This window comes from Ideonella sp. P3_A4 (genome assembly GCF_056403075.1).
The window spans coordinates 1-3,196 of the sequence record NZ_JBFUGE010000652.1; the positions used below are offsets into that span (position 1 = coordinate 1).

Annotated in this window: 5 protein-coding genes; all 5 read left to right on the top strand. The window is 67.2% G+C overall.

Annotation, left to right across the window (positions count from 1 at the left end):
- Window positions 1-365 (top strand): iron-sulfur cluster assembly scaffold protein (locus AC1DYI_RS30555; RefSeq protein ID WP_477207875.1); only part of this gene is annotated, 365 nt, incomplete at its 5' end.
- Between the two features lie 4 nt (window positions 366-369).
- Window positions 370-693 carry an iron-sulfur cluster assembly protein IscA gene (iscA, locus tag AC1DYI_RS30560; RefSeq protein WP_477207876.1) on the top strand — a complete coding sequence of 108 codons (324 nt, stop codon included), beginning with the start codon at window positions 370-372 and terminating at the stop codon, window positions 691-693.
- 92 nt (window positions 694-785) lie between these two features.
- Window positions 786-1,271 (top strand): GNAT family N-acetyltransferase, encoded by a 486-nt coding sequence (locus tag AC1DYI_RS30565; protein WP_477207877.1) that lies wholly within the window; start codon window positions 786-788, stop codon window positions 1,269-1,271.
- A 26-nt stretch (window positions 1,272-1,297) separates the two neighbouring features.
- The gene (hscB, locus tag AC1DYI_RS30570; RefSeq protein WP_477207878.1) at window positions 1,298-1,816 is read left to right on the top strand and encodes a Fe-S protein assembly co-chaperone HscB; all 519 of its coding nucleotides are present in this window, start codon (window positions 1,298-1,300) and stop codon (window positions 1,814-1,816) included.
- Window positions 1,817-1,819: 3 nt separating this feature from the next.
- The coding region (hscA, locus tag AC1DYI_RS30575; protein ID WP_477207879.1) for a Fe-S protein assembly chaperone HscA at window positions 1,820-3,196 on the top strand (1,377 nt) is incomplete at its 3' end.

The window sequence follows — 3,196 nt, forward strand, 5'->3', positions numbered from 1 at the left end:
TCGACAAGGGCGACGAAACGGTGGGCACCGGCATGGTCGGCGCGCCCGCTTGCGGTGATGTGATGAAGCTGCAGATCAAGGTCAACCCGGCGACGGGCCTGATCGAAGACGCGCGCTTCAAGACCTACGGGTGCGGCTCGGCCATCGCGTCGAGCTCGCTGGTCACCGAATGGGTCAAGGGCAAGACGCTGGACCAGGCGCTGACGATCAAGAACACCCACATCGCCGAAGAGCTGGCGCTGCCGCCGGTGAAGATCCACTGCTCGATCCTGGCCGAAGACGCGATCAAGGCGGCGGTGGACGACTACCGCTCGCGCCACGACGAGACCGAAGCCGCGGCAGTGGCCACCGAACAGGCGAGCTGAGCCGATGGCGGTCACCTTGACTGAAGCGGCGGCCCGYCACGTCACGCGTTACCTGAGCCGCCGCGGCAAAGGTGTGGGCGTGCGCCTGGGCGTGAAGACGACCGGTTGCTCCGGCTTGGCCTACAAGCTGGAATATGCCGACGACGTGGCGCCCGAAGACGTGATCTTCGAAGGCCATGGCGTGAAGGTGCTGGTCGATCCGAAGAGCCTGCCTTACATCGACGGCACCGAACTCGACTTCGTGCGCGAAGGCCTCAACGAAGGCTTCAAGTTCTACAACCCGCGCGAGAAAGACCGCTGCGGTTGTGGTGAGTCGTTCCGCGTCTGAAGAGAGCCGCGTAGCGCTTCGCCGACAATGGCCCCCTCTGACCGGGCGCGGTGCTGAACAGGCCGCGCCTTTTTCATGTTCTGCCCGCGACCATGTCTTCCCGCGAGATCCTGATCCGCCCCGAGCGGCCCGACCACCCGCAAGTGGTGGCGATGCTGGCCGAGCTGGATGCCTACCTGGCCTCGCTCTACGAGCCCGAGGACAACCACATCCTCGATGTGCAGGCGCTGCTGGCGCCCGAGATCGACTTCCTGGTGGCTGAAGAGCAGGGCGGGCTGATCGGCTGTGGTGCCGCGCGCCGCATGCCAGGCGAGCCGGACACGTCCGACCAGCGCTACGGCGAGATCAAGCGCATGTTCGTGCACCCGGCGGCGCGTGGCCAGCGTATCGCGCAGCGCTTGCTGGCACAACTGGAAGAGCGGCTGAAGGCTGACGGCGTTTCGCTGGCGCTGCTCGAGACCGGAAGCGACCAGCACGAAGCGGTGCGCCTGTACGAGCGCAGCGGCTACGTCTTGCGCGGTGCTTTCGGCGGCTACCCCGACAACGGCTTGTCGCTGTTCTACGAGAAGCGCTTGTGAGCGCCGCCGAGTCAACACGGCCTGCCATGAAGCTCGACGACGACGACTTCACGCTGTTCGGCTTGCCGCAGCGTTTCGCGCTCGAACGAGCCGAGGTCGACCAGCGCTGGCGCACGCTACAGGCGCAGGTGCACCCCGATCGCTTCAGTGCTGAAGGTGCCGCATCTCAACGCCTGGCGATGCAGTGGGCCGTGCGTGTGAACCAGGCTCATCAACGGTTGAAAGACCCGCTCGCGCGCGCCGCCTACCTGTGTGAGCTGCGTGGCGCACCGATCAACGCCGAGCGCAACACCGCGATGCCGGTCAGCTTTCTGGCCCAGCAGATGCATTGGCGCGAGGCGCTGGACGAGGCGGAAGACGAGCCGGCCGTCCAGGCGCTGGACGACGCCGTGGCCGCGCGAGAGGCGGAACTGCTGGACGACGTCGCAACGGCGCTGGACGAGCGCAACGACGCCGCTGCGGCGGCCGACAAGGTGCGCGCGCTGATGTTCGTGCACCGCTTTCGCGCCGACGTGAACCGCCGGCTCGAACAATTCGATCTTTGAACCATGGCATTGCTGCAGATTTCCGAACCCGGCCAGTCACCCGATCCGCACCAGCGGCGCATCGCGGTCGGCATTGACCTGGGCACCACCAACTCGCTGGTCGCGGCCGTGCGCCACGGCKTGGTCGAGTGCCTGCCGGACGCGCAGGGCCGCACGATGCTGCCGTCCATCGTTCGCTACCTTGACGGTGGCAAGCGCCAGATCGGCCATGAAGCGGCCGCCACACAGGCTGACGATCCCGAACACACCATCGTCTCGGTCAAGCGGCTGATGGGCCGAGGCCTGGCCGACGTGACTGGCCGCGCCAAGCTGCCGTACCGCTTCGTCGATCATCCGGGCATGGTTGCCATCGACACCCGCCAGGGCGTGAAGACGCCGGTCGAGGTGTCGGCCGAGATCCTCGCGACGCTGCGCCAGCGTGCCGAAGACAGCTTTGACGACGATCTCTTCGGCGCGGTGATCACCGTGCCTGCGTACTTTGACGACGCTCAACGCCAAGCCACCAAGGACGCAGCGCAACTGGCTGGCATCAACGTGCTGCGGCTGATCAACGAGCCCACCGCGGCGGCGGTGGCCTACGGGCTGGAAAACGGCAGCGAGGGCCTTTACGCGATCTATGACCTGGGTGGCGGCACCTTCGACATCTCGCTGTTGCGCCTGCAGCGCGGCGTGTTCGAGGTGGTGGCGACCGGTGGCGATGCCGCGCTGGGCGGTGACGATTTCGACCACGCGCTGGCCGACTGGGTGGCGGCGCAAGCCGGTGTCGAGCCGCAATCGCCGCATGAGCGCCGCGCTCTGCTGGTGGCTGCCCGGGCGACCAAAGAGGCACTGACCGATGCGCCGCAGGCGACGCTGCGCTGCACCGTGGCCGGCCGCGAGCTGACCCAGGTGGTGACGCGCGAGCAGTTCGATGCGGCGACGCAAGAGCTGCTGCAGCGCACGTTGTCGGCGGTCCGCAAGGTCTTGCGCGATGCCAAGGTCAAGAAAGACGATGTGAAGGGCGTGGTGCTGGTCGGCGGCTCGACGCGCATGCCTTCGGTGCGCCGCGCGGTCGGCGAGCTGTTTGGCCACGATCCGCTGACCAACCTGAACCCCGACGAGGTCGTGGCGATCGGCGCCGCGGTGCAGGCCAATGCGCTGGCCGGCAACGCCAAGGACGGTGAGCTGCTGCTGCTGGACGTGATCCCGTTGTCGCTTGGCCTGGAGACGATGGGTGGCCTGGTCGAGCGGGTGATCGAGCGCAACACGACCATCCCCGTGGCCAAGGCGCAGGACTTCACCACCTTCAAGGACGGCCAGACCGCGATGGCCATCCACGTGCTGCAGGGCGAGCGCGAACTGGTGAGCGATTGCCGCTCGCTGGCGCGCTTCGAGTTGCGC